Here is a 26840-nt window from a genome sequence, read left to right as displayed (position 1 = left end):
TTCACCTTCGCCCATCTTTGTAACCCCTTAGCTGTGGAACTCCCCGGCATTTTTCGGCATGCTGAGCGCGGGTTTCTATTTTCCGCTACAAGCGGTTTACCACCGGCTATCTGGTGTGTTGTTGAGAAGGCTTTTTCCTATGACGTTAACTATGCTTGGCATAAAAAATTGTGACACCATTAAGAAAGCACGCCGCTGGCTGGAAGAACAGGGTGTAGCTTATCAATTCCACGACTATCGCGCAGACGGGCTGAGTGAACAGCAACTGCGTGGTTTTGTCGAACGCCTTGGCTGGCAACCGTTGCTGAACACTCGCGGCACCACCTGGCGCAAGTTGGACGAGGCACAACGCAATGCCTGCGATAATGCCGATGCGGCCATCGCCCTGATGCTGGAGCAGCCAGCCATTATCAAGCGCCCGCTGTTGGATGACGGCAACGGCCATGCTCTGCTGGGTTTCAGCATCGACAGCTATCAGCAATTTCTCACCGAGGTTAAATCATGATCTGCCCTGTTATTGAACTGGCGCAACAGTTAATCAAGCGCCCTTCCCTCAGCCCGCACGACGAAGGCTGCCAGGAGATCATGATTGCCCGCCTGAAGGCGGCTGGTTTCACCATTGAGCCAATGAACTTTGGCGACACGCAGAATTTCTGGGCCTGGCGCGGCCAAGGTACAACGCTGGCCTTTGCTGGCCACACCGATGTGGTGCCCACCGGTGATGAGAAAAATTGGGCGATCCCGCCCTTTGAACCGACGATCCGCGACGGCATGCTCTATGGGCGCGGTGCAGCGGATATGAAAGGCTCCTTAGCCGCAATGGTGGTGGCTGCTGAACGTTTTGTGGCAGCACACCCGGATCATCAAGGCCGCTTGGCATTCCTGATCACCTCCGACGAAGAAGCCAGCGCCACGCATGGCACCGTGAAAGTGGTGGAAGCTCTGAAGGCACGCAACGAGCGCCTCGATTATTGTCTGGTAGGTGAGCCTTCCAGTACCGAGCGCGTGGGCGACGTGGTGAAAAACGGCCGTCGTGGGTCGATCACCGCCAACCTGCATATCCACGGTATTCAGGGGCACGTCGCTTATCCGCACTTGGCAGACAACCCGGTTCACCGTGCCATGCCAGCGTTAAACGAGCTGGTGGCGATCGAATGGGATCAGGGCAACGAATTTTTCCCACCGACCAGTATGCAGATCGCCAACGTGCAGGCAGGCACCGGTAGCAACAATGTGATCCCCGGCGACATGTTCGTGCAGTTCAACTTCCGTTTCAGCACCGAACTGACCGACGCCATCATTAAGCAGCGCGTGCAAGAGTTGCTGGATCGCCATCAGTTGAATTACACCCTCGACTGGTGGCTGTCTGGCCAGCCATTCCTGACCGCACGCGGTGCGCTGGTGGATGCGGTGGTCAATGCCGTGCAGCACTACTCCGAAATGACACCGCAGTTGCTGACCACCGGTGGCACCTCTGATGGCCGCTTTATTGCCCAAATGGGCGCTCAGGTGGTTGAACTTGGCCCAGTGAATGCCACCATCCACAAAGTCAACGAATGCGTCCATGCCGCCGATTTGCAGTTACTGAGCCGCATGTATCAACGTATTATGGAGCAGTTGGTCGCATGATCACGCCAGAAATGCTGACTGGGCGCTCGACGGAACACTTGGCCGTGCTGAGCGGCAACCACCGCTTGCAACCCGCAGCGGTGGAGGCTTTCCTCGCTATGCAGCAGGCCGCCAAAGCGGCGGGGTTTGATCTGCAACCTGCCAGTACCTTCCGTGATTTCGATCGGCAATTGGCGATCTGGAACGGTAAGTTCTGCGGCGAGCGGCCAGTCTTGGATCAAGACAGCCAACCGATCGATATCACGCCGCTGTCTGCCGCCGAACGCTGCGAAGCTATCCTGCGCTGGTCCGCATTACCCGGTGCCAGCCGTCATCACTGGGGCAGCGATCTGGATATTTACGATCCATCACTGCTGCCAGCCGGGGCTAAATTACAGTTGGAACCCTGGGAATATCAGGAAGGGGGCTATTTTTATCCGCTGAATCAGTGGATAACTGAGCATATGGCCGATTTCGGCTTTTACCGCCCATTTACCGCAGACCAGGGTGGCGTTGCGGTAGAACCCTGGCATCTTAGCTACCGCCCTTTGGCACAGGAGGCCGAACAGTTATTGACCCCTGAGCTGCTGCTGGCATCTTGGCAGGATAAAGACGTTGCCGGTGCGCAATGGCTTGCCCGCCATTTGCCCGCCATATTCTCGCGTTTTATACAGGTTGAAAGGAAGTAAGCATGCATTGGTTAGCGGACTACTGGTGGGTAATTCTGGTGATACTGGTAGGCATGGTGCTTAACGGGATCAAAGAGTTACGCCGTCTGGACCATAAAAAATTCCTGGCCAACAAACCCGAGTTGCCACCGCATCGCGATAACAACGCCGAGTGGGACGATGAAGAGGATTGGCCGAAGAAGAAATAAATATCCTCCGGCATAGCCGGAGGTTTTTCATATGCGCCTATAAGGCTCTGTTACCTGCCGCGCCCTAACAGGCGCATCGCGATCTGACATTTGCATCTATGCATTACTTACGGCCCGTAAACGGGCTGCCCGGATACGGGATCGACAACTGCTCACCCATCTTATCCTCTTCCAGTTGGTGCTTTATGTATTCTTGTATCCTGGCTGTATTTTTACCAACCGTATCAACGTAATACCCTCGACACCAAAACTCCCTGTTACGGTATTTGAACTTCAAATCGCCAAACTGCTCATAGAGCATCAGGCTGCTCTTTCCCTTCAGATATCCCATAAAGCCCGACACACTCATCTTCGGTGGGATTTCCAGAAGCATATGGATGTGATCCACACAACATTCTGCCTCCAGAATATTCACGTTCTTCCATTCGCACAGCTTTCTTAAGATACTGCCAATCGCTCTGCGCTTTTCCCCGTAGAACACCTGTCTTCGGTACTTCGGCGCAAATACTATGTGATATTTACAGTTCCATCGCGTGTGCGCTAAGCTCTTTTCGTCCCTCATAGGGACCCCCTTTTGATTTCTTGTTGAATATTTGCAGTTGCCAGACCGCAAACTGTTTTAACAAATCAAAAGGGGTTTTTATAACTGGCTCAAAGCTGAAAGCTTTACGGAACCTCCAGCCTAGCTGGAGGTTTTCTGTGCACAATAACATCAGGGCGCACCGTTTGGCGCCCTGAACCTTACTTAAACGCGATCAAATCCCCGCGTTTGCCAAACATCGCCTCTTCCCAATAGCGCTGCGGCACATAGTAATGCAAGCGTTCCAGCGCCAGGTTCATCATGCCCTGATTGATGGCATGCCCGACCCCCTCCTCCACGTCCAGCGTAAAATCACAGCCAACGGCCTGCAACTGTGCCGCCGCCGCACACGCATGTTCTACCGCAATCACGGCATCTGTCTCGCCGTGGATCAAGTGCACCACGCTTTCGCCAAAGTTCGTTTCCGGCAATTGGGCAAAACGGCCGCTGAATGCCACTACGCGCCCGGCCAGCTTAGGTTCTGCTTTCAACGCTTCCAACGCCATGATCGAACCTTGCGAGAAACCGACCAACGCGGTTCCCGCATAGCCCACACCGCTTTGCTGCTGCCAATAACGCACGGTTTCGACAAACTTCGGCATCACTTCAGCAATACGTTCTGCGCGGTTTGCTTCTGTCACCGCCTGCACCGAAAACCATTGGCGGCCATTGCCTTGGCCGAATGCGAACGGCCCGCCGATGCTCACCACCAGCGCCTGCGGAAAATCTTTGGCAAAGTAACTGCCGATCTCCCCCATCGCGACCGGGTTATCGCCCACGCCATGAAACAGCAGGATCAATTGCTCAGCCGGTGTTGCAGGGCTTTGCACAACAAAGTGTTCGTGTTTCATGGGGGAACTCCTCAGGTTAAATAGTGATCCGAACTGCCAATGACTATACACCGCAGAGAAATCGGGAAAATCGGGTTTTATTGAATAACTCTTTCCATTTATTGCAATGACTGTGACCAACGCTGCCAATGTTCACAACGCTGGCTATCCCACTGTTCCAGTGCCTGCGCGACCTCTTGCCGCCAGTGGCGCAACAGCGCTTTCTGGCCGCTCAAACCATACTCAGCCACGCATTGCACCACGCTCTGCTGCTGTTGCAAATGGCTGCGCAGAGCGGCCATTGGGGATACGGTGTTCAATAACAGGCGTTGCAGCGCACCCAGGCTGGCTTCCAATGGCCGATGGGCAAAGGCAAAGCCCGCCAGTTCGCGCCAGTCCTCTTCGTTCAGCAACTGCTCGCACTCATCCCCGGTAATGGCTGGTTGCAGATCGATACGCTGCTGCAACCAGCGCCAGTCGCGAGCCAAATGTTTATGCGCCGCATGGCACAGTGCCCGCCCCTGCTCGCTTAGCGGCAGCAGCGCCATGGCGGTATAACAACCACTGCTGGCTTCCGGCTTGCTGCCAATGCGCACTAAGGTAAAACCGCAGGATTGCCAGAAACGCCACAGCGGTTCGGTATAACCAAAGCTGACGGAAAGGAAATCCAACTCCTGCGAACGCTGCTTTTGCTGTTCGATTAACTGCCTGGCAATCCCCTGCTGGCGCAGTTCCGGCAACACCGCGATGCGGGTAATACGGCGCGAACTCAGCGTTGGAGCCCACCACTGGCCACCGTGTGCCGCCAGAGATTGGGCCACCAGGTTGCCACGTGGCCTTCTGCGGCCCGCCCAGACTTCATGCGCCAGTTCAGCGCTCAAGCCCCCTTCATCCACCAGCCATAGCGCACCCACGATCTCGTCCGCCAGCGAGGCCGCACTGAAATGCATACCCGGTGCATCCATCAGGCGGCGCAGATCCAGTGGAGAAGTGCGGTAGTGAGCACTACTGAGCAACGCATAGAAACGCCTTAGCTTAAGGGGATCGGCACACAAAGCGGCTTGTTCAAGCGGGTTGATGCTCAACGGGTGATTGGCCGCTGACCACACCGGTTCCTCGTTAAACAGCAAGGCGTTATCGATAATGCGCTCCAAGGCATCACCCACCGCCCAGCGGATCGGTTGTTGCAAACTCAGAGGCTGCCACTGTGGCAATGCGGCGCAAAATTTAAGTAAAAAACCACGACCGGTACCTTCATAGCCCTGCACCGTAGTGGTCAGCAATACGCGCGGGAAGTAGCTAATCAACTGTTGCAGCAAAGGGGCGGGGATCGCCGCAGCTTCATCCACCAGTAACCAGCCGACATCACTGACGTTGTGTTCGGCACAGTATTGCAGCAGCGCGTCAGGTGCCCAGAACTGTGCCTTTCCGCCTGCCCATTCGCTGGCAACCTCGGTTGCCGCACGGCTTGGCCCGGTGATCCAGCAGCTTAGCGGGCTGGCGGCCACCAGCATCCCAGCCAAGGTTGACTTCCCTCGGCCACGCGCGGCAGTTAACACCCAGACGCCGCTTTCTGCCACCAGCAAGCGGGCCAAAATGGCCTGCTGCTCGGTGCTGGGCAAACCCAGCGGCGGTTGCCAGTCTGCACGCTGCGGCAACCGGGCCAAACACAATGGTTCACCTTGCCGCCAAAGGGTCACTTCAGGGTCTGCCGCGAGCTGTTGCTGCAAATGAGCGATGAAATTGGGTGTGGCGATCGGCTGCGAGCAATCGCTCCAGCGCAGGCTGTCGCCATCCGGCTGTTGCCGCCAGTTCGACCATGCGGGAACCAGTAGCAGCAACCAGCTACCGGCACGCAGCGTGCCACAGAGTTGAGCCAAAGCCTCTACGTCCAACCCTTGCGTGGCATCAAAAACGGCGTGCAGCCGCTCCTGGCCCAGCAGCGTTCTGACTGCGCCAGTGCTTAGAGACGGTATCCCGGAAGGAGCCTCGCTCCCCACCCACGGCCAGTCACCCGGCAGTTGCGCAACCAGCTGTTGGGCCTGAATACGGCACCATTGTGGTTCTCCGCTAAGTACCAGCAAACGGCGGATACCCTGCCGCTGCATGAGCTGTTGCATTGCCTGTAACATCAGCAACCCAACCTGAAGGGGAATAAATCAACGGGCAGCAAAGGCATTACACTTATTGGGGTCGCCGCTGTCGAATCCTTGCTTGAACCAGGTATAACGCTGCTGCGAAGTGCCGTGCGTAAAGCTATCGGGTACTACCCGCCCCTGGCTCTGTTGCTGTAAGCGATCGTCGCCAATCGCCTGTGCTGCGTTCAGCGCCTGCTGCAAATCACCGGCCTCCAGCATGTTCTGCCGTTGCGCATAGTGCCCCCACACCCCGGCAAAGCAGTCCGCCTGCAATTCCATTTTCACCGAAAGGCGGTTGACGTCCACCTGGCTGGCTCCCTGCTGCATCTGGCGAACTTTCCGCTCGATCCCCAGCAGGTTCTGCACGTGGTGCCCAATCTCATGCGCCACCACGTAGGCCTGCGCAAAATCACCACCGGCACCCAGTTTGGTCTTCATGTCCTGATAAAAGGATAAGTCGATATACACCGTACCGTCCGCCGGGCAATAGAACGGCCCCATCACCGATTGGCCGGTTCCGCAACCGGTGCGCGTAGCACCGCGATACATCACCAGTTTCGGATCCTGATAACGTTTGCCGGTTTGCTGGAAGATTTCCTGCCAGGTGTCTTCGGTAGAAGCCAGTACTACCGAGGTGAATTTAGCCAGTTCATCATCTTTCGGGCTGATTCTGACGCTTTGCTGTTGCGTCTGCGGTGCCATCTCACCGCCGTTCAGCAGCGGCGTCAGATCCACACCGTAGTAACCGGCAACCACTACCACCACCAGAATAATGATGCCGCCCTTACCGCCAATCGGCGGGCGAAAACCACCGCCACCCATGCCTGAAGATTGCCCACGGCGATCTTCGACGTTGTCACTTTCCCGACGCCCTTGCCAGCGCATATGTAAACTCCAAAATATAATGGTGTGGGTATGAAGATGATTATAAAGGGTTAGGGGCGCAGGGAATGCAGTAATTTTCTGGAAAGCAAAATAGAACGGGGCATTCCGCAGAAATGCCCCGTATTCAATAATATGGCAGGAATGAGGTTAGTCGAGCTTCACACCGATACGGCGGGCGACTTCCTCATAGGCTTCGATCAGGCCCCCCAGGCTCTGGCGGAAACGGTCTTTGTCCATTTTATCCAAGGTGTTTTTGTCCCACAGGCGGCTACCGTCTGGCGAGAACTCATCCCCCAACACCACTTCACCCTTAAATAGGCCGAACTCCAATTTGAAGTCCACCAGGATCAAACCGGCGTCGTCGAACAGTTTGCTCAGCACCTCATTGGCCTTGTAGCTCAGCTCACGCATGCGTGCCAAATGCTCTTTGCTCACCCAGCCGAAGGTTTCGCAGTAGGATTCGTTGACCATCGGATCGTGCATGGCGTCGTTTTTCAGGAACAGATCGAACAGCGGTGGATTAAGCGGCAGGCCTTCTTCAATCCCCAAACGCTTGACCAAAGACCCGGCTGCGCGGTTACGGATCACACATTCAACCGGCACCATATCCAGTTTTTGCACCAGCACTTCAGTGTCTGACAGCAGGCGTTCCATCTGCGTCGGAATACCGGCTTCTTCCAGTTTGCTCATAATGAAATGGTTGAACTTGTTGTTCACCATCCCTTTGCGATCGAACTGCTCAATGCGCTGACCATCCAGTGCTGACGTATCGTTACGGAATTCCAGCACCAGCAGATCAGGATTTTCGGTGGTGTAGACGGTTTTCGCCTTTCCGCGATACAACTCAGCTAGCTTTTGCATCTTACTTACTCCAGTGAGGTTATACCTTCCGGCTGCCAAACTGCGCGTTATCGCGCTGTGGTTTACAGCCTATCGGGTACAGAATTGACCTAATAAATTCTTTGGCATGCTGGCGACTATTGTGCCAAACACGCGACGCAAACGATACCGTTTCGGCAAAACAAAAAGGGGCCGTAGCCCCTTGATGATTGATTATTTAACGCTGGTTTTGCTGAAAGCCGCCTGGAATGCCGCCACCAGGGCATCATTCTGCCCCTGAGGCAACGGTTTCCCTTTGGAATCGATAAATTGCAGGCTGGTACGGTTATTCAAATCACCGACCTGCAGTTTGTAATCACCGTTGTTCAATTCTGGATCTTTCACACCCAAGGCATCCCAGTCGCTACTGCTCAAGGATTTATAGGTTACGGCAACGGTACCCTGCGGACGGCTGCGGTCACCCACTTTCATCCCCAGTTTTTCCAACGCCGCAGGCAGGCGATCCCACACGGCAACGTATGGCGCACGCACGATCAATACCGGCAAGCCAACGTCATCCGCGCCACTTTGCACATCCAACGCACCAATACCGCTTGCTGCGCGGCTACTGGTCAAACTGTCCTGCTTATCCAGACTTTCGACGATCGTGTTCATCATCATGCTGTTATAACGCTGGATCTCGGTAGGATCGGTCACCTCTTCGGTTTTACCCTGTTGGCGCAACCCTAGCGTTTTCACCACCAACGCCTGCTGGTAACCCTGCTTTTGCAGGCTGACCTGATAGCGGCCTTCGTACTGGGTGTCTTCATCCAGACGGTTCCATTTCACCCAATCCGTGGTCAGCGTCTGACTGGCCTCCTGTTGGGAAGCGATAACCATATTTTTCGCCTGCAATGAGCTGACCACACGTGGCCACAGATTCTGGTTCTGCGGGCTGTTTTCCAGCAGCAGCGTGCCGCTGTTACCCGTGTTTTGGCTGCGAGAACCACTCAGCAGGGCCAGTGGCTGCGACGGTGGCCGGATATCCAGTTGCTTGCCGACAGGGCCTTTTTGCGCACTGGCCGACACTTCAAGATCACCAGATCGCACTGGCAGGCTCATACCGGCCGGCGCGCTCAACGGTTTGAGCGGTGCGGCGTCGAGATAGGACTCATCGCCGCTGACTTGGCGTTTGTAACGCTGATCGGTGGAACATGCCGCCAGCGTCATAACAAGCGCTAACCCCACGACTGTTGCTACCGTCGACTTTTGCAATGAATAAGCCATCAAATCTCCCTAAGAATGATATCCCCATCGTACTTGCAGCGGCAGCCATATGGGTTACACACAACACCCCAACCGCTGGGCTTAGCCAGCGCCGGGGATGTATGTATGTGCCACATTGCTGCGACTTCAGTGACTTGGGGTTATAGCAAACCGGCGCTTTTCAACGCACGCTCCACCACAGGACGGGCAGCGTCGGTTAACGGCGTCATAGGCAGACGCATCGTATCGGTTGCCATCAATCCCAATGCCTTACAGGCCCATTTCACCGGGATTGGATTGGGTTCTACAAATAAATCCTGATGCAACGGCATCAAGCGCTGATTCAAGCGGCGAGCTTCGGCAAAGTTGCCTTGGGCCGCAAGACGGCAAAGTTCTACCATTTCACGCGCGGCCACGTTGGCCGTGACGGAAATCACCCCATGACCGCCCAGTTGCATGAAATCCAGACCGCTGGCGTCGTCGCCGCTCAGCAGAGTGAAGTTTTCATCTTCAACCAGCACTTGGATCTGACTTACACGACTTAAGTTCCCTGTTGCCTCTTTAACGGCAACAATATTCTTGATTTTGGCTAAACGCGCGATCGTCGGCGGCAGCATGTCACAACCGGTACGTGAAGGCACGTTATACAGGATCTGTGGCAGATCGGTGCTTTCAGCAATGGCTTTAAAGTGCTGATACAGCCCTTCCTGCGTTGGCCGGTTGTAGTAAGGCGTTACCGTCAGGCAACCCACTACGCCGGTATTGCCGAAATGCCGCGTGAGCGAAATCGCTTCGCTGGTCGAGTTGGCCCCGGTTCCGGCGATCACCGGAATGCGCCCTGCGGCCAGCTCCAGCGTCTGCAACACCACGTCGACATGCTCGTCATGGGCAAGCGTGGCGGACTCTCCGGTAGTCCCTACGGAAACAATAGCCGCAGTCCCACTGGCTACATGATAATCAATCAGTTTTTTTAGGCTCGCACGATCAACAGCGCCTTTGGCGTCCATCGGCGTAACCAGTGCAACAATACTTCCCGTAAACATTGGCCGTCCCCTCCACAAACAAGTGACTCATGGTACTTTTGACACCTATCCAAAAGCAAGCAAACAACGTGTTGTAAGCGCTTGGCAGGCGGTTTTTTTTATGTTTACCATGGTAATCCCATTGAGCATGACAGGAAGCTGCATTTTGCCTAAGCCAGATGAACACTATCTCGTGATTACCGCACTGGGCGCCGATCGCCCCGGAATCGTCAACACCATCACCCGCCACGTCAGCAGTTGCGGGTGCAACATCGAAGATAGCCGTCTGGCCATGCTGGGTGAAGAATTTACCTTCATCATGCTGCTTTCAGGCAGTTGGAACGCGATTACCCTGATCGAATCCACTTTGCCGCAAAAAGGCGCGGAGCTGGATTTACTGATTGTGATGAAACGCACAAACTCGCACGAAAGGCCGCCAATGCCCGCGGCGGTGTGGGTTCAGGTGGAGGTGAAAGACTCCCCGCACATCATCGAGCGTTTTACCGGGTTGTTTGATTCCAGCCAGATGAACATCGCCGAGCTGGTGTCACGCACTCAGCCAGCGGAAGGCGATCTGCCGCCACAGTTGTACATCCAGATCACGGCGCACAGCTCCGGCAATCAGGATGCATCAAATATCGAACAAGCCTTTCATCGCCTATGTACAGAATTGAATGCGCAAGGCAGTATTAGCGTTGTGAACTATCCACAGCATGATGAGAAAGATGGAGAGTAGTGATGAGCCCATTGAAAGCCGGTGATACAGCGCCAAAATTTAGTTTACTCGACCAAGATGGTGAGGAAATTCATTTGGCCGACTTCCAGGGACAGCGAGTTCTGGTCTATTTTTATCCTAAAGCCATGACGCCAGGCTGTACCGTTCAAGCCTGTGGCCTGCGGGATAACATGGACGAATTGAAACAGGCAGGTGTCGAAGTGCTTGGCATCAGCACCGATAAACCGGAGAAACTGTCACGTTTTGCCGAAAAAGAGTTGCTCAACTTCACGTTGCTATCGGATGAGGATCATCAGGTCGCACAGCAGTTTGGCGTCTGGGGTGAAAAAACCTTTATGGGGAAAACCTATGATGGCATTCACCGCATCAGCTTCCTGATCGATGCCAACGGCAAGGTTGAGAAAGTGTTTGATGATTTCAAGACCACCAATCATCACGACATCGTTATCAATTACCTGAAACAGTAATAATCGATTAATCTCAAAGCGCAGCACCCCGCTGCGCTTTGTTTTTCCGCCTTATTTCGCTTCTTCCCCCGCATCCAGCAAGATGTCATCCGGCCAGGCATGAATGACCGCTTTCACCAGCGTCGCCAGCGGAATGGCAAAGAATACGCCCCAGAAGCCCCACAGCCCGCCAAAGATCACCACTGAAAGGATGATCACCAGCGGATGCAGGTTGACCGCCTCAGAGAACAGAATCGGCACCAGCAGGTTGCCATCCAGCCCCTGAACCACCAGATAGGCGATTACCAGCGTCCAGAAATCGGCACCGATGCCCCACTGGAACATCGCTACCACCACCACCGGGATCGTCACCAGCACCGCGCCAATGTAGGGGATCAAAACGGAAAAACCGACCAGCACCGCCAGCAGCAGCGAGTAACGCATATCCAGAATGAAGAACACCAGATAAGTCGTCACGCCGACAATCACCATCTCCAGCACTTTGCCGCGGATATAATTGGTGATCTGCTGGTTCATCTCGATCCACACCTGCCCTGCCAGCCCGCGATCGCGGGGCAACACGCGGCGCACCGCGTTGAGCATCTGCTCCTTATCTTTGAGCAGGAAAAATACCATCAACGGCACCAGAATCAGGTAGATCGCCAGCGTCAGCAGCCCAACCAGCGACGCCAGTGAAAACTTGACCACCGATTCCCCCATGCCAGACAGCCTGCTACGCAGGTTTTCTGCCATCATGTCGATGATGCCCGCATCCACCAATGCCGGATAACGCTTGGGCAGGGTGGTCGCATAGTTATAGAACTGGTTGAGCATGCCCGGTAAATCGGTCATCAGGTTGATACCCTGTTTCCAGGCCGTTGGGGCAACGACAAATGCCAGTAGCAGAGTAATGCCACCAAACACAATCAGCACCATGCTTGCCGCCCAGGTGCGTGACCAGCCCAGGCGTTGCAGGCGTGCGGTCGGCCACTCCAGTAAATAAGCCAGCACAATTGCCACCAATAACGGGGCTAAAATACCGTGCAGAAAATAGAGAATGCAGAACCCGGCAACCAGAATCACCAGCAGCGCGATGGCTTGCGGATCGGTAAAACGGCGGCGGTACCACTGTAACAACATCTCCAACATCAGAGGTTACTCCTTAATTCCGTCAATGAGAGTGTGCCTCCGCCTTTCCCTGTGCGGCCCAGCAGGCATAACATTGTTATTTGTTTTAACACAATTTCAGCCCGATTATCGCCAGGCAAACGTTTCATTGCGAGCGGTGGCTGGCTATGATGAAAGGGCGTTAGCCCATTCAGACGCACGCTGCGCAAAAAGTGCATTTCTGTGAGCCAATGCACCTTCGCGCTGATTGTACTGGAGAGTCTGGCATGCAAGAAGAACTCTTACGTGATGCTGACGTCTTAGTGATGACTTTGATTTAAGGGAAACTCCTGACTATGACCACCCGGTTAACTAAAACAGCGTTAGCAGTACTGTTGTTCGGCACACTTTGCGCCTCTGCGCTGACGCCGGTAAATGCGGAAACACAGGACCAACTGCCAGACATGGGGACCACCGCGGGCGGAACCTTGAGTATCGGCCAGGAATTGGTGATGGGTGATTTTTACGTGCGTCAGTTGCGCGCCAGTGCCCCTTTGATTAATGACCCATTATTGACCCAGTATATCAACCAGTTGGGTAACCGATTGGTGGCGAATGCCTATTCGGTAAAAACGCCGTTCCACTTCTTTCTGGTGCGTAACGACGAAATAAACGCCTTTGCTTTCTTCGGTGGCAACGTGGTACTGCACTCGGCACTGTTCCGCGAAACCGACAACGAAAGCCAGTTGGCCTCGGTGTTGGCACACGAAATCTCTCACGTCACCCAGCGCCATCTGGCTCGTGCCATGGAAGATCAACAGCGTAATGCCCCGCTCACCTGGGTCGGGGCGCTGGGCTCGGTCCTGCTGGCCATGGCTAACCCGACCATGGGGATGGCGGCGCTGAGCGGCACGCTGGCCGGTGCTCAGCAAGGGGTGATCAGTTTCACCCAGGCTAATGAACAGGAAGCCGACCGCATAGGCATTCAGGTGTTGCAGCGTTCCGGGTTCGATCCGGAAGCCATGCCGGATTTTCTGCAAAAACTGTCGGATCAATCGCGTTACGCGTCTAAACCACCAGAAATGCTGCTGACGCACCCGCTGCCGGACAGCCGCCTTTCCGACGCCCGCAACCGTGCCAACCAGATGCCGCGCCTGATCGTTCAATCCAGCCAGGAGTATCTGCTGGCCAGAGTGCGTACCCTCGGTATGTACAGTTCGGAAGGCTATGGCCTAACCGAAGAGGTGCTGAATCACTACAGCAATGGCAACGTGCGGGAACAACTGGCGGCAAAATATGGCCGGGCGATCCTGTTCTACGAAGCGAAGAAATACGATGAAGCCCGCAATACCCTTCAGCCGCTGCTGACGCAGGATCCGAAAAACGTCTGGCTACTGGATCTGATGACCGATATCGATCTTGGCCAGCAGAAAGCACCACAGGCCATCGCCCGCCTACAGGCCGTTAATGCTGAGCAAAGTAAGAATCCTGTTTTGCTGCTCAACCTGGCAAACGCCTACGTTGAGGGGAATCAACCGGCGCAGGCTTCAAAAATTCTTAACCGCTTTACCTTTGCCCACCCGGATGACCCGAACGGATGGGATTTGCTGGCGCAGGCCAGCGCGGCACAAGGGCTGCGTGATGAAGAGCTTTCAGCCCGTGCAGAGAGCCTGGCGCTGGCAGGCCGCCTGGATCAGGCGATCGGTTTGCTCAGCAATGCCAGCTCTTTGCAAAAACTCGGTAGCCTGAAACAGGCTCGTTATGATGCGCGTATCGACCAGTTACGCCAGTTGCAGAAGAGCTTCAGCAAGTTCCAGCGCAGCTAATTTGACCAAGGAATGATTGCAATGAAAAACGTCACTATCTACCACAACCCACGCTGCTCAAAGAGCCGCGAAACGCTGGCACTGCTGGAACAGCAGGGCGTTACCCCCAAAGTAGTGCTGTATCTGGAAACCCCACCGTCGGTAGATGAACTGAAAAAGCTACTGAAAGAACTGGGTTTCAGTTCCGCACGTGAACTGATGCGGCAGAAAGAGGATCTGTATAAGGAATTGAAATTGGCGGATGAAAGCCTGAGCGAAGAGCAACTGTTACAAGCGATGATAGCCAACCCGAAACTGATCGAACGGCCAATCGTGGTAAAAGGCGGCCAAGCACGCATTGGCCGGCCACCGGAGCAAGTGCTGGAGATCCTCTGATTCTACCGGGCCCTTACAAACCGAGAATATCTTTCACAAACGGAATGGTCAGCTTGCGTTGCGCGGTGATCGACGCGCGATCGAGCTGATCTAGCGTCATAAACAGCGTGCGCATTTCACGATCCAGGCGCTTGAGCAGGAACCGGCCCACGTCTTCCGGCAGTTCAAAACCACGCAGTTTGGCGCGCAATTGCAGTGCCAGCAGTTTCTCTTCATCAGAAAGCGGTTGCAACTTGTAGATCTGCCCCCAATCCAGACGGGAGGCCAGATCCGGCAAATGCAGATTCAACTGGCGCGGTGGACGATCGCCGGTAATAAACAAACGCGTACGCCCGGTTTCCTGAATGCGGTTATAGAGATTGAAAATCGCCATCTCCCACTCTTCGTCACCGGCAATACATTCGATATTATCGATGCACACCAAAGCCAGTTGCTCCATGCCATCCAACACTTCCGGCACGAAATAAGCCCGTTTGTCCAATGGTACATAGCCGACGGCTTCGTCACGCTGCGAAAGTTCAGCGCAGGCCGCATGCAGCAAATGGCTGCGCCCACCGCCCTCGCGTGACCAGAAATAGATGTAACTACCATGTTCCTGACGGATTGCAGACTGGATCGCGGCTAATAGGGATGGGTTCTCACCCGGATAAAAACTGGCAAAAGTTTCATCATCGGGAAGATAAAGTGGCAGTGAAAGCTGTGCCGGCGTATTCAGGGAAGCACCTCAACCAAAACTGGCAGGAAAACAAAGCCAGTCTATCACAAAAAGCGCGAACTGTTGAACCGGCAGGTTTTTATGCCGCAATAGTGAGCAGAGATGGCGATCATGCTACATCACTGCTATACCCAAAGCACTTGGCTTCACTCACTCTAGACGGTGCCCTTCAGATTCTGGCAAGGATAATAAACAATGAAATCATGGAACAAAGTATTGCTGGCTTCGATTATTGGCTTGCTGTTGGTCGGTTGCGATGACGCCTCCAAGGCCAATTCTGCCTCAGATAAAGCCAATGCAGAGCAAATGAAAGATGGCGCATCAACTGAAGAAAGCAAAAACAGCATGGACGATCAACCGCAGGAAACCGACGGTGCCAACGAGCCGGTAGAGAAACCGGTCAGCCCCTGAACGCCAACAGGGCGGATAAATCCGCCCTGTCCAATCCACAACACAACGTTAAGCGTTATTTGTGATCGCGCCGTTCTTCCGGCACGTCAATCACGTCTTCTTCTCGGCGATACAGGCTGATCACCTTGAACAGCAGGCTCAGGCCGATACCGACGATGGTCGCCAGCGCCATGCCCTTCAGCTCTGCCGCGCCGATATGCAATTTGGCCCCGCTCACCCCGATAATCAGGATCACCGAGGTCAGGATCAGGTTCTGTGCCTTGTTGTAATCCACTTTGGATTCAATCAATACACGGATGCCCGAAGCACCGATTACGCCGTAAAGCAGCAGGGAAACACCGCCCATCACCGGTACCGGCACCGCCTGGATCGCCGCCGCCAGCTTGCCCACGCAGGAAAGCAGGATCGCCAGAATCGCCGCACCGCCAATCACCCAGGTGCTATACACCTTGGTAATCGCCATCACGCCGATATTCTCACCATAGGTGGTATTCGGCGTTGAGCCGAAGAAGCCGGAGATCACCGTCGAGATACCGTTGGCAAACATTGAGCGATGCAAACCCGGATCGCGCAGTAGATCTTTTTTGACGATATTAGCCGTCACCACCAGGTGACCAACGTGTTCGGCAATCACCACCAATGCCGCAGGCAAAATGGTGAAAATAGCGAACCATTCAAAACGCGGCGTATAGAAGGTTGGCAGCGCAAACCATGGCGCATTGATGATCGGAGACAGATCCACCACCCCCATAACGAACGACAGCGCATAGCCCACCAGCACCCCGATCAGGATCGGAATGATGGCCAGGAAACCACGGAACAGCACCGAACCGAGCACGGTCACGCCCAGCGTCACCAGGGAAATCGTAATCGTGGTGGTATCAGCAGAGGTGCCTTCGGCAGGCAGCAGCCCGGCCATATTGGCCGCCACACCCGCCAGTTCCAAACCGATCACCGCCACGATGGCCCCCATCGCCGCTGGCGGGAAGATCACATCCAGCCAGCCGGTTCCGGCTTTTTTCACAATCAAGGCCACCAGGCAAAACAGCAGGCCGCACATGATAAAACCACCGAGCGCCACTTCATAACCCAGCGGCAACAGCAGCAGCACCGGTGAAATAAACGCAAAGCTGGAGCCGAGATACGCCGGGATCTTGCCTTTACAGATAAACAGATACAGCAGCGTACCGATGCCGTTGAACAGCAGCACCGTTGCCGGGTTGATCTTGAACAGTATCGGCACCAAAACGGTCGCACCAAACATGGCGAACAGATGCTGGAAGCTGAGTGGGATGGTCTGGAACAGCGGCGGGCGTTCATTAACGCCGATGGCGCGACGGGTCATGTATTTTTTCCTCTGAACTATTATCAGTTGTGTTGGCTTGATTATGAATGCTCTATGGATTTCAAGTTACAGCTAGGCGGCAAGGGCGATAATCCCCAGGAGCTTATGTTTAATAAGTGACTGGGGTTAGCGCCCGCCGCCAACAACGCTGTAGCTTGAAAGACGACGAGCATAAAAAAGCCGACTCTCTGGTCGGCTCGACGTTATTTTGTACCAAATATCTTATCGCCGGCATCACCCAGGCCAGGCACGATGTAGCCCTTCTCATTGAGGCACTGATCGATGGAAGCGGTATACAGTTCAACATCCGGGTGCGCTTTCTCCAGCGCTTTGATCCCTTCTGGAGCGGCAACCAGCACCAGCACCTTGATGCTGGTACAGCCCGCCTTTTTCAGCAGATCGATAGTCGCAATCATCGAACCACCGGTCGCCAGCATCGGGTCAACCACCAGCGCCATACGCTCTGAAATGTTGGAGACCAGTTTCTGGAAATAAGGTACCGGCTCCAGGGTTTCTTCATCACGGTACACGCCCACTACGCTGATACGCGCACTGGGTACGTGCTCCAGCACCCCTTCCATCATGCCAAGCCCGGCACGCAGGATCGGCACCACGGTAATTTTTTTACCTTTAATCTGCTCTACTTCAACCGGCCCGCACCAGCCTTCGATGGTCACTTTTTCAGTCACCAGATCGGCGGTCGCTTCATAGGTCAACAAACTACCCACTTCAGAAGCCAGTTCACGAAAACGTTTGGTGCTGATGTCATGCTCGCGCATCAGACCAAGTTTGTGTTTAACCAGCGGGTGTTTCACCTCAACGATCTTCATCATTATTCTCCTATTAAGGCGGTTGACGGCCAAAAAAATCGCGGGATTATACCGCCTTTTCCCGCGTGCGCCACTACCAATAGCCGTATCGAGATCAACAAAAGATTGATAATTATTATATACCCAATAAACCTCGGGCAACGGTTTAGGGTAAGTGCATGAATCCGCAAACGCTGGTATGCCGCAGTGCCCAAGGCAGCGGAAAGATGAAACGAAAAATGGAAGCGGGCCGATATGGCTCTCGCAAACGTTTGCTTGCGCTGTTAGAATTGCCGCGCCTTGTTCCGGAACCAACACCGGACGCACAGTTTTCAAACCGCAAACCGTCGTGGGGATCGCGCAGTGACCGACAAAACCTCTCTCAGCTATAAAGACGCAGGTGTCGATATCGATGCTGGCAACGCATTGGTAGACCGCATCAAAGGTGTAGTTAAACAGACCCGCCGCCCGGAAGTGATGGGTGGTCTGGGCGGGTTTGGCGCCCTGTGTGCGTTGCCGCAGAAATACCGCGAACCGATACTGGTTTCGGGTACCGACGGCGTGGGCACCAAGCTGCGTCTGGCGATGGACCTGAAACGCCACGACACCATCGGTATCGATCTGGTTGCAATGTGTGTGAACGACCTGGTGGTTCAGGGTGCTGAACCGCTATTCTTCCTGGATTATTACGCAACCGGCAAACTGGACGTCGACACCGCGGCCAGCGTGATCACCGGCATCGCCGAAGGCTGTAAACAGTCTGGCTGTGCGCTGGTGGGTGGCGAAACCGCCGAAATGCCCGGCATGTACAACGGTGAAGATTACGACGTCGCCGGTTTCTGCGTCGGCGTGGTCGAAAAATCCGAGATTATCGACGGCAGCAAAGTGCAGTCTGGTGATGCGCTGATCGCATTGGGCGCTTCCGGCCCGCACTCCAACGGCTATTCGCTGGTGCGCAAGATCCTCGAAGTCAGCAATACCGATCCTACGCAAACCACACTGGAAGGCCAATCACTGGCGGATCATCTGCTGGCACCGACCAAGATTTATGTCAAATCGGTGCTGGATCTGATTGCCAAGGTTGAGGTTCACGCCATTGCTCACCTGACCGGCGGCGGCTTCTGGGAAAATATCCCACGCGTGCTGCCAGAAGGCATGCAGGCGGTGATTGATGAATCAAGCTGGCAGTGGCCGGCAATCTTCAGTTGGTTGCAGCAGGCAGGTAACGTCAGCCGCCATGAGATGTACCGCACCTTTAACTGTGGCGTAGGTATGGTGATTGCGCTGCCGGAAGACGCGGTTGAAGAAGCTATCGCTTTGTTGACCGCCGCCGGTGAAAAAGCCTGGAAGATCGGTAAACTGACCGCTTCTTCTGACGAACAACAAGTGATTATTCAGTGATGAAAAAGATAGTGGTATTGGTCTCCGGCCAGGGGGGGAATCTCCAGGCGTTGATTGATGCCTGCCAGCAGGGCCGGATTGCCGCCAATATCGTGGCGGTATTCAGCAACAAAGCCCAGGCCTATGGCCTGCAACGCGCCGCAGAAGCCGGGATCGCCGCTCACGCGCTCGATGCCAAAGCCTTTGCCGACCGTGAAGCTTTTGACGCTGCACTGGCCGCAGCCATTGACCAGTACCAGCCCGATCTGGTGGTGCTGGCCGGTTATATGCGCATTCTCAGCAACGCATTCGTCCAGCACTATGCCGGGCGCATGCTGAACATCCACCCTTCGCTGCTGCCGAAATATCCCGGCCTGCACACCCACCGGCAAGCGATTGACAATGGCGATAGCGAGCACGGTACTTCGGTGCATTTCGTCACCGAACAGCTCGACGGTGGCCCGGTGATCCTGCAAGCCAAAGTACCCATCTTCCCCGGCGACGAGGAAAATGAGGTGATCGAACGTGTGCAAACTCAGGAACACCACATTTATCCCCTGGTGGTGAGTTGGTTCGTTGCCGGGCGGCTGGCAATGCGTGATAACGCAGCCTGGCTGGATGGTGAACGCTTACCAGCGCAAGGATATGCGGCGGACTAGCGCCTGTAATCTGAATGCAGCCTAAACGGTGCCCTGGGTGGCACCGTTTTTTTTCGTCCTAATCCAACACCCGGCGTTATACTTTGCGCATATTTATCATGTTGAGGATAGAGTATGCCGAGCACCACCAGCGTCAAATTACGCCCACTGGAACGGGACGATTTGGCATTCGTTCACCAGATGGATAATAACGCCAGCGTGATGCGCTACTGGTTTGAAGAGCCGTACGAGGCCTTTGTCGAACTGGCCGATCTGTACGATAAGCACATTCACGATCAGAGCGAACGACGCTTCATCATCGAACACGAAGGGGCCAAAGTCGGCCTGGTCGAACTGGTGGAGATCGATCACATCCACCGCCGTGCCGAATTCCAGATCATCATCGATCCGGCCCATCAGGGCAAAGGCTACGCCAGCACCGCCGCCAAACTGGCGATGGATTATGGTTTTTCCGTGCTGAATCTCTACAAGCTGTATCTGATCGTCGACAAAGAGAACCCGAAAGCGATTCACATTTACAGCAAATTGGGGTTCGAAGTGGAAGGCGAGTTGATCGATGAATTCTTCGTTAACGGCGAGTACCGCACCGTGCTGCGCATGTGTATCTTCCAGCCACAGTATCTGGCGAAGTTCAAAACGCCGCCAGCACCGCTAAAATAAGCACATACCGGGGAGCTACACCTCCCCGGTGGTCACAAGATCAGACTGTACCCAGATAGTCCATTTTGCCCAGCTCAACCCCGTGGTGACGCAGGATGGCGTAAGCCGTGGTTAGATGGAAATAAAAATTGGGGATAGCAAAAGTCAGCAGATATCCTTCCGCGGTGAAGCTGAACTCCCGCGATTTGCTCTGCAATGTGATGGTGCGCCCGTCAGCGTCGGCAAAATCATCCGGCTGGAAACGTTGCAGATAGGCAATGGTTTTCTCGATACGCTGGTGCAACTCGGCAAAGCTCGCCTCGTTATCCGGCATTGCTGGCACTTCCTGCCCACTTAGTCTGGCAACGGCACCTTTCGCGGTATCGCTGGTGATTTGCACCTGCCGCAGCAGAGGGAACATATCCGCTGCCAGTCGCGCGTCTAACAGCGTGCTTTCAGCCAACTGTTTTTCTTGCAGAAACTGTTCGCCCTTCTTTAATAAAGACGACAGATTCTGCAAACCACGGACGAACTGTGCAGGGGAATGGGCATAAATCGACAATGACATAAAACCTCCTGAGTTTAGCGACGAATTTCCTGCACGAATCTTACGCTTTCCGCCGACTCAATGTTGCCGAATTGTTTAGCGATTTATGCCAACCAGATAAATAACTATAAAAATCAAATTTTTATTTAAATTAAAATTGAAAATGCACGTTCTTACAAATTCTGATTAATAAACCGAATGATGATTTAATGCCCATTGTTAGGTATCATTCCTACCACTACGGATAGCCCCCTATAGAAACAGTGGCAGCGGACAGGCAACACAACTCCCCGCCCTCCGCTGCTAATGGAATTCAACCGGCCTGAAAAACATGCGTAAATACAACTTATTATGGTGTGTATGGGTATTATGGGCATTGCTCATCATGCTTTGGCTGACTGAGATCGGCACCAGTGGCACTTACTTAAATCGAACGCTGCTCACGGCTCTGGTCGTTCTGCTGTTAGTAACTCTTGCGTTTATCTACAAAATCCCAAGGATGAATAAAATGTTGTCATTCAATAAACAGAAAAAATCTATCAGTGAGTCAACTGCACCAGAGGTGATTGACCAACCTGCGGCATCACAGGCGATGATGCAATCTGAATCCACGGCGCAAAATGATGTTGCTGATGCCATCAAACCGATCCGCGCTAAAAAAGACACCTTTGTCTCTAATGGTGCTCAGTTCACTGGCGTTATCGAAGGTGACGGCAATATCATTATCGAAGGCAAGGTGGAAGGGAACATCATCTGTATGCACATGGTGCGCATTGAGAACAGCGGCAATGTGAAAGGTGAAATCCGCGCGCAGCAGATCATGATTAACGGTTCGGTTGAAGGCCGTTGCTACGCCGACTCGCTGTCGATTCAGCCCAAAGGCAGCATGCGCGGCGATATTTTTGCCGACGAAATCTCGATCGAGAAAGGCGGCGTGTTTATCGGCCAGTCACAGCTGATGCAGAAGGCGCAGCCTCCGGTTCAGACCAAAGTCACACCGTTGAAAACCGTGCTTAGCTCCGCTGAACCCGAAAACCAGCCAGAACCATCAAACAAGCAAGCCAAATAAAACTGCCATCAACCATACCGGCCAGTGATGTAATCCTCAGTACGGCGCTGGCGCGGTGAGGTGAAAAGACTATCGGTATGGTTATATTCCACCAATCGCCCCTGGTGGATAAATGCCGTATAGTCCGAAACCCGCGCTGCCTGCTGCATATTGTGCGTCACCAGTACCACGCTGTAGCGCTGCTTCAGGGCAGAAATCAGCTCTTCGATGGTTAGCGTGGAAATCGGATCCAGCGCCGAGGTCGGTTCATCCAGCAGCAGCACTTCCGGCTCAATCGCAATCGCACGGGCAATCACCAGGCGCTGTTGCTGGCCGCTGGACAAACGGAACGCGTTCTCACGCAGGCGATCTTTCACCTCGTGCCACAATGCCGCCGCCCGCAGGGATCGCTCTACCGCTTCGTCCAGAATCCGCCGCTCGCGGATCCCTTGCAGCCGCAGGCCGTAAACCACGTTCTCGTAGATGGATTTCGGGAACGGATTTGGCCGTTGAAACACCATCCCAACGCGCCGCCGCAGCGCAGCCACCTCAACCTGTGGGCCCGAAATGATTTCGCCGTTGAGCCGCAATTCGCCCTCGATACGGCAATCGTCCACCAGATCGTTCATGCGGTTAAAACAGCGCAACAGCGTTGATTTCCCACAGCCGGAAGGCCCAATCAGCGCCGTGACCCGGTGTTTCGGAATACGCAGGGAAACATCGTGTAGCACCTGCTTGGTTGCGTAAAACAGATTCAGGCCGTCGACCGCCAGTGCGGTATCTTCATCCGCAAGATGTTGAACATCCAGCCGCGGTAAGCTGTCTGGCATCATCAAACCCATTGTGCATTCCCCAAAGCGTCGCCTTTCTTCACTCTGCGGCAACAGATTATTGTGACCATGTTTTATACCGCTCCCTCAGCGAGTGGCGAATACCCATCGCCGCCAGATTAAGCCCCACCACAATTAATACCAGCAGCAACGCCGTTGCGAACACCAGCGGCCTCGCCGCCTCTACGCTGGGGCTCTGAAATGCCATGTCGTAGATCTGGAAGCTAAGGTGCATGAACTTCCGCTCCAAATGCAGATACGGGAAAATATCATCCACCGGCAACACCGGCACCGACTTCACCACCCCCACCAGCATCAACGGCGCCGTTTCCCCTGCGGCACGCGCCACGGCCAGGATCAAACCGGTCATCATCGCCGGTGCCGCCATCGGCAACACGATGTGCCACAGCGTTTCCGCCCGGGTCGCGCCCAGTGCCAGCGATCCCTGACGCAGCGTGGCGGGAATACGTGACAGCCCTTCTTCGGTGGCCACGATCACCACCGGTAACGTCAGCAGCGCCAACGTCAGCGCCGCCCACAGCACGCCGGGCGTGCCAAACGTCGGATTCGGCAACGATGCCGGGTAAAACAGCTGGTCGAGGGTGCCGCCGATCATATACACGAAAAAGCCAAGGCCAAATACGCCGTAAACGATCGAGGGAACACCGGCCAGGTTGACCACAGAAATGCGGATCAGGCGCGTCAGAAGATTATTACCCGCATATTCATGCAGGTAGAGCGCGGCAATGACGCCAAACGGCATCACCACGATCGACATCAGGATCACCATCAACACGGTGCCAAAAATCGCCGGGAACACGCCCCCTTCGGTGTTGGCCTCGCGCGGGCTATCGGTGAGAAATTTTTGTACCTGATCGGCCCAGTGCGCCAGTTTCTGCCCACTGCTCATCGCATTCGGATACCAGGCATCACGCACCTGGCTCAGCGGAATGGTATGAATTTGCCCATGCATGTCGCGTAACAATAAGGCTGAACGCTCCAGATCGTGATTCAGCCCCTGCAACTTGTCGGCCAGTTGCCGGTACTGGCGCTGTAATTCCAGCCTTTCGGCACGGACCGATGCCTGCAAACGTTCATCCAACTGATGATCATGCAGCAGGTTTTTCTCGCGCAGACGCAGGCTTTCAAATTGCTGATTGATACGCGCCATGTCGCGGAACTGAATCTCGTGCGCCTGACGGGAAAGCGCGGCAATCTGCGGTAGGCGCTGTTGCAATGCCTGGCCGAGATCGCGCCCGGTCAACGGTTGGTCGTCCTCCAGCATCCCGGCCAGATAGCCGTAGGCAGTTCCATTAGTATTGCGCTCCAGCACCAGCACATCAGGCGGTGTGGTTTGCAGGCGCACATCGCTGGCCAGCAAGGTACGGAAATCCTGCCCTTCAATTTCACGGTTGCCCACCTTGATCAGATAACGGGTGAAGCTTGGCGCCTCGCCCGCAGGCAGTGCAACTCCGGAGTCCTGTAATTGGCGGCGCGAGAGCGTCTGTTGCTGATAAAGCTCACCGAGCACCGTCACCGATCCTGCGGCAGTTTGGTTCAGTTCAAACTGGTAAACCGGGCTGGGCCAGAAATAGCGCATCCCCTGCCCGGCCAACAGCAGCAAAATGCCGATCAGCGCCAACAGGCTGACCGCCACCGACGCGGCCGTCAGCCAAATCCAGGGGGAGCCGCTGCTAATCCACTTTCTCATGGCGTCTCCTGATTCAGCGTATAACGCTCACGCAGGCGTAAACGCACGGCTTCGGCCAAGGTGTTAAACATAAAGGTAAAGATGAACAGCACCAGGGCAGTAAGGAACAGTACGCGATAATGGCTGCTGCCAACCACCGCCTCTGGCATTTCAATGGCGATGTTGGCGGCCAGAGCACGCAAGCCCTGGAACAGGCTGCCATCAATGATCGGCGTATTGCCGGTGGCCATCAGGACGATCATGGTTTCCCCCACCGCACGGCCAAAACCAATCATCAAGGCTGAAAATATGCCGGCGCTGGCAGAGGGTAACACCACGCCAACCACGGTTTGCCACTGGGTGGCTCCCAATGCCAGCGAACCCCGGCTGAGCACAGTGGGTACGCTGAACAGGGCGTCTTCCGCCAGCGAGAAAATAATCGGCACCAACGCAAACCCCATCGCTACGCCGACTACCAACGCATTACGCTGATCGTAACCCTCGCCCAGCCGGTAATGCAGCGGTTCACCGAACAGTTGCAACTCCAGCCATGGTCCAGCGGCAAACGCCAACCAAACGGTCAACAGCACCAGCGGCAGCAACAGCAGCAAATCCATCCCCGGAGCCAGGCGGCCCGGGGCAAACTGATTTACCAGCCAACCACACAGCAGCACCACCACCGCCAGCAAAAACGGCAAAGCCAGTATCGCCAGCAGATAATTCTCCAGCAGCGGTGCCAACCAGATACCGGCCACCAGCCCAATCACCACCGTCGGCAACGCGCCCATCACTTCCACCGCTGGTTTCACCACGCGCCGTAACCCGGCCGACATAAAGCAGGCGGTATAAATCGCCCCGGCCAAGGCCAGCGGCACGGCAAACAGCATTGAATAGCCTGCCGCCTTGAAGGTGCCGAAGATTACCGGCATCAGGCTGAATTTGGCCTGATAGCTGTCTTCCCCCGAGGTGGACTGCCAAACGTAAGCAGGCTCAGGGTAATTTTCATACCACACCCGCTGCCACAGCGAGCGCCAGGTGACGTCGGGATAAGGGTTATCCACGGCGTAATGTTGCCAACCCTGGGCCGTTTCAAGCAGCAGGCCATCGCCACGCGGCGCGAATGCCATCTGCTGCACATCGCCGGGCAAGGTGGTATTCAACAACGGCTGCGGCTGAATGCTGGAAAACAGGGCAAAAGCACCACCCGGCTGCCATGCGGCAAACACCCGGCGATAGGGCTCAGTAGCCAGCAGCTCATTGGGCAACGCACGGTGTTCAAATTGCTGTATCGGCGTCAGTTGACGCTGCTGACCCTTTTCCACCTCGAACCACTCACGCAAGCTGCCGTCCCCTGCGCGGATCAACAGGGCGTGGCCACCGGGTAACAGCGTCAGATCATAAGGCAGGTGTTCGCCAAGAGTTAACGTCTCGCGCAACGATAGCTGCGTTCCTTCAACCTGATAACGGGCCAGCTGATTCCCGCTTAGTAAATAGAGTTGGCGGCCATCCGGCGTCAACAGCAGTTGCTGCGCGGCAGCATTCAGTTGCAGTTGCGTCAGTTGTACGGGCGCTGAAGCGTTGAAACGGCCAAACAATAAGCGATGATCGTCGGTGACTGCCGCCAGCAGGGTGGTTCCCCCGCGCGCTTCGGCCAGCGCCAGCAGCGCCAACGGTTGCCCTTGCGGATCGAATGCCACAGGTTGCTGCCCCAACGGGAAACGCCATTGCGGTTCGCCACCGCCTGTAGGAGCAAAATCAGCCTGGACCACCGTCAAACGGCCATCGGCCTGAGCCAAGGCAAACAGATCGCGCTCACCTACCGCCCGCGCCAATAATACCGGTTTACTCAGCAGGGTTTGTTGCGCTAACGCTTGCCCAGCGCGGGTACCACCTTGCGCCACTAATTGATAAAAACGGCCTTCGCCCTGTTGGTCAATGCGGTAACCGATGCGCTGCTGCACATCCATGCCAATCACCCAGGCAGGAGATGCGTTGACGATCGGCAACGGGCGTGCAGCCCCGATGGAAACCGGTTTGAACAGCGGCAATACCGAGAGCAGCAGATAGACAAAAATCAGCATCAGCGTCATCAGCACCAGCAATCCGGTAGCGGTGACAGCGCCCTGCACGCCACGATCGACGAGTGCCCGCAAACGATCGCGAGGATGTTGATGTACCCTTGTTTGTGCCATGTCTCTCGCTGTCGGCTCCGTTTGCTGGCTTGCACCCTAAGATAACCGGGCATCTTATGT

The 26840-nt window shown here is 55.0% G+C and carries 28 protein-coding genes; 13 read left to right on the top strand and 15 right to left on the bottom strand.

Annotated features, from left to right (window positions below):
- The first annotated feature begins 139 nt into the window (after window positions 1–139).
- From ACX1CU_RS06585 to ACX1CU_RS06570, 4 genes are read left to right on the top strand one after another with little or no spacing between them, the layout of a single operon-like run.
- Window positions 140–505, top strand: coding sequence for an ArsC family reductase (locus ACX1CU_RS06585; protein ID WP_459401791.1), 366 nt, complete (start codon window positions 140–142; stop codon window positions 503–505).
- The gene (gene dapE, locus ACX1CU_RS06580) at window positions 502–1629 is read left to right on the top strand and encodes a succinyl-diaminopimelate desuccinylase (RefSeq protein WP_459401790.1); all 1128 of its coding nucleotides are present in this window, start codon (window positions 502–504) and stop codon (window positions 1627–1629) included. The genes ACX1CU_RS06585 and dapE overlap by 4 nt, the downstream gene beginning before the upstream one ends.
- Window positions 1626–2297, top strand: a complete 672-nt coding sequence (locus ACX1CU_RS06575) for a M15 family metallopeptidase (RefSeq protein ID WP_459401789.1) — start codon at window positions 1626–1628, stop codon at window positions 2295–2297. The genes dapE and ACX1CU_RS06575 overlap by 4 nt, the downstream gene beginning before the upstream one ends.
- A gap of 2 nt (window positions 2298–2299) precedes the next feature.
- Window positions 2300–2485 (top strand): YpfN family protein, encoded by a 186-nt coding sequence (locus ACX1CU_RS06570; protein ID WP_459401788.1) that lies wholly within the window; start codon window positions 2300–2302, stop codon window positions 2483–2485.
- Window positions 2486–2588: 103 nt separating this feature from the next.
- Here ACX1CU_RS06570 and tnpA read toward each other — a convergent pair whose 3' ends face one another.
- The 7 genes from tnpA to dapA all read right to left on the bottom strand — a co-directional run bounded on the left by tnpA (window position 2589) and on the right by dapA (window position 10046).
- Window positions 2589–3047 (bottom strand): IS200/IS605-like element IS1541B family transposase, encoded by a 459-nt coding sequence (gene tnpA / locus ACX1CU_RS06565; RefSeq protein ID WP_042659502.1) that lies wholly within the window; start codon window positions 3045–3047, stop codon window positions 2589–2591.
- Between the two features lie 179 nt (window positions 3048–3226).
- Window positions 3227–3916: an esterase gene (gene ypfH, locus ACX1CU_RS06560; RefSeq protein WP_459401787.1), complete on the bottom strand. Its 690-nt coding sequence runs from the start codon at window positions 3914–3916 to the stop codon at window positions 3227–3229.
- Between the two features lie 98 nt (window positions 3917–4014).
- The gene (locus ACX1CU_RS06555; RefSeq protein ID WP_459401786.1) at window positions 4015–6027 is read right to left on the bottom strand and encodes a tRNA(Met) cytidine acetyltransferase TmcA; all 2013 of its coding nucleotides are present in this window, start codon (window positions 6025–6027) and stop codon (window positions 4015–4017) included.
- Window positions 6028–6054: 27 nt separating this feature from the next.
- On the bottom strand, window positions 6055–6918 hold the full coding sequence (gene ypfJ, locus ACX1CU_RS06550; RefSeq protein WP_459401785.1) for a KPN_02809 family neutral zinc metallopeptidase: 864 nt from the start codon (window positions 6916–6918) through the stop codon (window positions 6055–6057).
- A 147-nt stretch (window positions 6919–7065) separates the two neighbouring features.
- Window positions 7066–7779, bottom strand: coding sequence for a phosphoribosylaminoimidazolesuccinocarboxamide synthase (purC, locus tag ACX1CU_RS06545; RefSeq protein WP_459401784.1), 714 nt, complete (start codon window positions 7777–7779; stop codon window positions 7066–7068).
- A gap of 192 nt (window positions 7780–7971) precedes the next feature.
- Window positions 7972–9024: an outer membrane protein assembly factor BamC gene (bamC, locus tag ACX1CU_RS06540; RefSeq protein WP_459401783.1), complete on the bottom strand. Its 1053-nt coding sequence runs from the start codon at window positions 9022–9024 to the stop codon at window positions 7972–7974.
- A 140-nt stretch (window positions 9025–9164) separates the two neighbouring features.
- The gene (gene dapA / locus ACX1CU_RS06535; RefSeq protein WP_459401782.1) at window positions 9165–10046 is read right to left on the bottom strand and encodes a 4-hydroxy-tetrahydrodipicolinate synthase; all 882 of its coding nucleotides are present in this window, start codon (window positions 10044–10046) and stop codon (window positions 9165–9167) included.
- Between the two features lie 127 nt (window positions 10047–10173).
- Between dapA and ACX1CU_RS06530 the strand changes: the two genes are divergently transcribed.
- Window positions 10174–10761, top strand: a complete 588-nt coding sequence (locus tag ACX1CU_RS06530) for a glycine cleavage system transcriptional repressor (RefSeq protein ID WP_459402738.1) — start codon at window positions 10174–10176, stop codon at window positions 10759–10761.
- A 2-nt stretch (window positions 10762–10763) separates the two neighbouring features.
- Complete coding sequence (gene bcp / locus ACX1CU_RS06525) at window positions 10764–11228, top strand: thioredoxin-dependent thiol peroxidase (protein ID WP_459401781.1); 465 nt, start codon at window positions 10764–10766, stop codon at window positions 11226–11228.
- A 51-nt stretch (window positions 11229–11279) separates the two neighbouring features.
- Here bcp and ACX1CU_RS06520 read toward each other — a convergent pair whose 3' ends face one another.
- The gene (locus tag ACX1CU_RS06520; protein WP_459401780.1) at window positions 11280–12356 is read right to left on the bottom strand and encodes an AI-2E family transporter; all 1077 of its coding nucleotides are present in this window, start codon (window positions 12354–12356) and stop codon (window positions 11280–11282) included.
- A 314-nt stretch (window positions 12357–12670) separates the two neighbouring features.
- Between ACX1CU_RS06520 and bepA the strand changes: the two genes are divergently transcribed.
- A complete protein-coding gene (gene bepA, locus ACX1CU_RS06515; protein WP_459401779.1) occupies window positions 12671–14140 on the top strand; it encodes a beta-barrel assembly-enhancing protease in 1470 nt (489 codons plus the stop codon).
- A 21-nt stretch (window positions 14141–14161) separates the two neighbouring features.
- Window positions 14162–14515 (top strand): arsenate reductase (glutaredoxin), encoded by a 354-nt coding sequence (gene arsC / locus ACX1CU_RS06510; RefSeq protein ID WP_459401778.1) that lies wholly within the window; start codon window positions 14162–14164, stop codon window positions 14513–14515.
- Between the two features lie 13 nt (window positions 14516–14528).
- Here arsC and hda read toward each other — a convergent pair whose 3' ends face one another.
- Window positions 14529–15230 carry a DnaA inactivator Hda gene (hda, locus tag ACX1CU_RS06505; RefSeq protein WP_459402737.1) on the bottom strand — a complete coding sequence of 234 codons (702 nt, stop codon included), beginning with the start codon at window positions 15228–15230 and terminating at the stop codon, window positions 14529–14531.
- 195 nt (window positions 15231–15425) lie between these two features.
- Here hda and ACX1CU_RS06500 point away from each other — a divergent pair, with 195 nt between their 5' ends.
- Window positions 15426–15641: a hypothetical protein gene (locus ACX1CU_RS06500; RefSeq protein WP_459401777.1), complete on the top strand. Its 216-nt coding sequence runs from the start codon at window positions 15426–15428 to the stop codon at window positions 15639–15641.
- A 55-nt stretch (window positions 15642–15696) separates the two neighbouring features.
- On the opposite strand, the gene uraA is transcribed toward ACX1CU_RS06500, so the two are convergent.
- Together uraA and upp are read right to left on the bottom strand one after the other, a co-directional pair.
- Complete coding sequence (gene uraA, locus ACX1CU_RS06495) at window positions 15697–16986, bottom strand: uracil permease (protein WP_459401776.1); 1290 nt, start codon at window positions 16984–16986, stop codon at window positions 15697–15699.
- 203 nt (window positions 16987–17189) lie between these two features.
- The gene (upp, locus tag ACX1CU_RS06490; RefSeq protein ID WP_459402736.1) at window positions 17190–17816 is read right to left on the bottom strand and encodes a uracil phosphoribosyltransferase; all 627 of its coding nucleotides are present in this window, start codon (window positions 17814–17816) and stop codon (window positions 17190–17192) included.
- A gap of 342 nt (window positions 17817–18158) precedes the next feature.
- Here upp and purM point away from each other — a divergent pair, with 342 nt between their 5' ends.
- The 3 genes from purM to speG all read left to right on the top strand — a co-directional run bounded on the left by purM (window position 18159) and on the right by speG (window position 20494).
- A complete protein-coding gene (gene purM / locus ACX1CU_RS06485; protein WP_459401775.1) occupies window positions 18159–19196 on the top strand; it encodes a phosphoribosylformylglycinamidine cyclo-ligase in 1038 nt (345 codons plus the stop codon).
- The gene (purN, locus tag ACX1CU_RS06480; RefSeq protein ID WP_459402735.1) at window positions 19196–19834 is read left to right on the top strand and encodes a phosphoribosylglycinamide formyltransferase; all 639 of its coding nucleotides are present in this window, start codon (window positions 19196–19198) and stop codon (window positions 19832–19834) included. The genes purM and purN overlap by 1 nt, the downstream gene beginning before the upstream one ends.
- Window positions 19835–19948: 114 nt before the next feature.
- Window positions 19949–20494, top strand: a complete 546-nt coding sequence (speG, locus tag ACX1CU_RS06475) for a spermidine N1-acetyltransferase (protein WP_459401774.1) — start codon at window positions 19949–19951, stop codon at window positions 20492–20494.
- A gap of 40 nt (window positions 20495–20534) precedes the next feature.
- Here the strand turns inward: speG and ACX1CU_RS06470 are convergent, their stop codons facing one another.
- Complete coding sequence (locus ACX1CU_RS06470) at window positions 20535–21041, bottom strand: DUF1993 domain-containing protein (protein WP_459401773.1); 507 nt, start codon at window positions 21039–21041, stop codon at window positions 20535–20537.
- Window positions 21042–21528: 487 nt separating this feature from the next.
- Here ACX1CU_RS06470 and ACX1CU_RS06465 point away from each other — a divergent pair, with 487 nt between their 5' ends.
- A complete protein-coding gene (locus tag ACX1CU_RS06465) occupies window positions 21529–22089 on the top strand; it encodes a bactofilin family protein (RefSeq protein ID WP_459401772.1) in 561 nt (186 codons plus the stop codon).
- A gap of 8 nt (window positions 22090–22097) precedes the next feature.
- Here the strand turns inward: ACX1CU_RS06465 and pstB are convergent, their stop codons facing one another.
- Genes pstB through ACX1CU_RS06450 form a run of 3 tightly spaced genes read right to left on the bottom strand, consistent with a single transcriptional unit; the run spans window position 22098 to window position 26780 of the window.
- Window positions 22098–22910: a phosphate ABC transporter ATP-binding protein PstB gene (gene pstB / locus ACX1CU_RS06460; protein WP_459401771.1), complete on the bottom strand. Its 813-nt coding sequence runs from the start codon at window positions 22908–22910 to the stop codon at window positions 22098–22100.
- 46 nt (window positions 22911–22956) lie between these two features.
- Complete coding sequence (pstA, locus tag ACX1CU_RS06455; RefSeq protein WP_459401770.1) at window positions 22957–24609, bottom strand: phosphate ABC transporter permease PstA; 1653 nt, start codon at window positions 24607–24609, stop codon at window positions 22957–22959.
- Window positions 24606–26780 carry an ABC transporter permease subunit gene (locus ACX1CU_RS06450; RefSeq protein WP_459401769.1) on the bottom strand — a complete coding sequence of 725 codons (2175 nt, stop codon included), beginning with the start codon at window positions 26778–26780 and terminating at the stop codon, window positions 24606–24608. The genes pstA and ACX1CU_RS06450 overlap by 4 nt, the downstream gene beginning before the upstream one ends.
- Window positions 26781–26840: the final 60 nt, after the last annotated feature.

It is taken from the genome of Serratia sp. D1N4, from assembly GCF_054552755.1.
The sequence above is the reverse complement of the archived record's forward strand: the minus strand, read 5'-3'. Positions and strand labels throughout refer to the sequence as shown.

Excerpts from the sequence above, each read along its gene's own strand:
- ACX1CU_RS06585 (WP_459401791.1), top strand. The coding sequence starts at position 140 with ATGACGTTAACTATGCTTGGCATAAAAAATTGTGACACCATTAAGAAA.
- dapE (WP_459401790.1), top strand. The coding sequence starts at position 502 with ATGATCTGCCCTGTTATTGAACTGGCGCAACAGTTAATCAAGCGCCCT.
- ACX1CU_RS06575 (WP_459401789.1), top strand. The coding sequence starts at position 1,626 with ATGATCACGCCAGAAATGCTGACTGGGCGCTCGACGGAACACTTGGCC.
- ACX1CU_RS06570 (WP_459401788.1), top strand. The coding sequence starts at position 2,300 with ATGCATTGGTTAGCGGACTACTGGTGGGTAATTCTGGTGATACTGGTA.
- tnpA (WP_042659502.1), bottom strand. The coding sequence starts at position 3,047 with ATGAGGGACGAAAAGAGCTTAGCGCACACGCGATGGAACTGTAAATAT.
- ypfH (WP_459401787.1), bottom strand. The coding sequence starts at position 3,916 with ATGAAACACGAACACTTTGTTGTGCAAAGCCCTGCAACACCGGCTGAG.
- ACX1CU_RS06555 (WP_459401786.1), bottom strand. The coding sequence starts at position 6,027 with ATGTTACAGGCAATGCAACAGCTCATGCAGCGGCAGGGTATCCGCCGT.
- ypfJ (WP_459401785.1), bottom strand. The coding sequence starts at position 6,918 with ATGCGCTGGCAAGGGCGTCGGGAAAGTGACAACGTCGAAGATCGCCGT.
- purC (WP_459401784.1), bottom strand. The coding sequence starts at position 7,779 with ATGCAAAAGCTAGCTGAGTTGTATCGCGGAAAGGCGAAAACCGTCTAC.
- bamC (WP_459401783.1), bottom strand. The coding sequence starts at position 9,024 with ATGGCTTATTCATTGCAAAAGTCGACGGTAGCAACAGTCGTGGGGTTA.
- dapA (WP_459401782.1), bottom strand. The coding sequence starts at position 10,046 with ATGTTTACGGGAAGTATTGTTGCACTGGTTACGCCGATGGACGCCAAA.
- ACX1CU_RS06530 (WP_459402738.1), top strand. The coding sequence starts at position 10,174 with ATGACAGGAAGCTGCATTTTGCCTAAGCCAGATGAACACTATCTCGTG.
- bcp (WP_459401781.1), top strand. The coding sequence starts at position 10,764 with ATGAGCCCATTGAAAGCCGGTGATACAGCGCCAAAATTTAGTTTACTC.
- ACX1CU_RS06520 (WP_459401780.1), bottom strand. The coding sequence starts at position 12,356 with ATGTTGGAGATGTTGTTACAGTGGTACCGCCGCCGTTTTACCGATCCG.
- bepA (WP_459401779.1), top strand. The coding sequence starts at position 12,671 with ATGACCACCCGGTTAACTAAAACAGCGTTAGCAGTACTGTTGTTCGGC.
- arsC (WP_459401778.1), top strand. The coding sequence starts at position 14,162 with ATGAAAAACGTCACTATCTACCACAACCCACGCTGCTCAAAGAGCCGC.
- ACX1CU_RS06500 (WP_459401777.1), top strand. The coding sequence starts at position 15,426 with ATGAAATCATGGAACAAAGTATTGCTGGCTTCGATTATTGGCTTGCTG.
- uraA (WP_459401776.1), bottom strand. The coding sequence starts at position 16,986 with ATGACCCGTCGCGCCATCGGCGTTAATGAACGCCCGCCGCTGTTCCAG.
- upp (WP_459402736.1), bottom strand. The coding sequence starts at position 17,816 with ATGAAGATCGTTGAGGTGAAACACCCGCTGGTTAAACACAAACTTGGT.
- purN (WP_459402735.1), top strand. The coding sequence starts at position 19,196 with ATGAAAAAGATAGTGGTATTGGTCTCCGGCCAGGGGGGGAATCTCCAG.
- speG (WP_459401774.1), top strand. The coding sequence starts at position 19,949 with ATGCCGAGCACCACCAGCGTCAAATTACGCCCACTGGAACGGGACGAT.
- ACX1CU_RS06470 (WP_459401773.1), bottom strand. The coding sequence starts at position 21,041 with ATGTCATTGTCGATTTATGCCCATTCCCCTGCACAGTTCGTCCGTGGT.
- ACX1CU_RS06465 (WP_459401772.1), top strand. The coding sequence starts at position 21,529 with ATGTTGTCATTCAATAAACAGAAAAAATCTATCAGTGAGTCAACTGCA.
- pstB (WP_459401771.1), bottom strand. The coding sequence starts at position 22,910 with ATGGGTTTGATGATGCCAGACAGCTTACCGCGGCTGGATGTTCAACAT.
- pstA (WP_459401770.1), bottom strand. The coding sequence starts at position 24,609 with ATGAGAAAGTGGATTAGCAGCGGCTCCCCCTGGATTTGGCTGACGGCC.
- ACX1CU_RS06450 (WP_459401769.1), bottom strand. The coding sequence starts at position 26,780 with ATGGCACAAACAAGGGTACATCAACATCCTCGCGATCGTTTGCGGGCA.